The organism is Arthrobacter psychrolactophilus, assembly GCF_003219795.1.
Classification (GTDB): Bacteria; Actinomycetota; Actinomycetes; order Actinomycetales; family Micrococcaceae; genus Specibacter; species Specibacter psychrolactophilus.
Window position 1 is genome coordinate 1 of the sequence record NZ_QJVC01000057.1, and the last position, 1,007, is coordinate 1,007.

At 46.7% G+C, this 1,007-nt stretch carries 1 protein-coding gene; it reads right to left on the bottom strand.

What is annotated here, in order from left to right:
* The coding region (locus CVS30_RS18680; RefSeq protein ID WP_146233449.1) for a polymerase PA at nt 1–1,007 on the bottom strand (1,007 nt) is incomplete at both ends.

Below are 1,007 nucleotides of genomic sequence, written 5' to 3' on the forward strand. Positions count from 1 at the left end.
GTCAGTAGCTCTGCAGTGGGACACCTCTGCTGTGAAATAGTTCCGTCTCATGCTTGCAATGTGTTCGATTGGGGCAACATCTTCCCCTATTTCATCAAGTTCTACCCAACTTGAGTCAGTCAGTTCACAGGCCTTGTTGAATTCATTCTGGATCCAACATGCTAGTGATCTGGGCTCTGGCTCATCACTGTTGTACTGTTTCAAGTCGTTGACATCTTTGCAATCCTCAAAGTCCACCTTCTCCGGTGCCATGTTCTCACCGAGTGCCCACTTTAATTGGCTTGTTTTCTTCATGTTCTTTGTTCTGGGAATCTTCTCCTCATTTTCAATGTCCTGAAGTTCTGCTAGCACCTGCTTCCAAGTCAGGAGATAATTGGGGTTTATGCCTTTCTCATGTGGTTTGATAATATTGGGCTCTTTCCAGCCGAAGAATGTCTTCATGCATTTGATCGCATCATACAGCGGTATCCCCTCCCCTTCGTGGCTCGGGTCCTCAATGCTTAATTTCAGAGCATCCATCAGCAAGAATTTCGACCGCTGAGAACAGGGAGGCCCATTAGGCAATCTGAGAGGGCGTGGTGTTGTCTTTAGAAATGGCTCGATTCTGGCGTTCACTTCTTTTGACATTTGAGAAAGCTTGCCCTCAATGCAGCCGTTCGGTTCGAATCCATCCACATAGGCTCTAAAGTTTTCAAGGCTGGAGAAGTTCGGTGGGAGACTTTGGTCGGCAAGCCTGCGCATGGTTCCTGTGATTTCAAATCTTTCTTCAATTGTTTCTTCGCCTCTTTCGGACTGACGAAAGGAATCCCATAGACCCCTGCTGGCCATTTCCTGCCTTATGGTGAACAGCCTGGTTTTGATTCTTGCCCTGCTCTCTTCGTCAAGAGTGTAATCTGCCTTGGTGGCCATCTCTTCTCCAGTGAATGAGAAAATGTGGATGTGTGTCTTCTCGGATTTTATTTTATTGGCCTTTTCTAGGTAATAGATGTGGATGTGTGTCTTCTCGG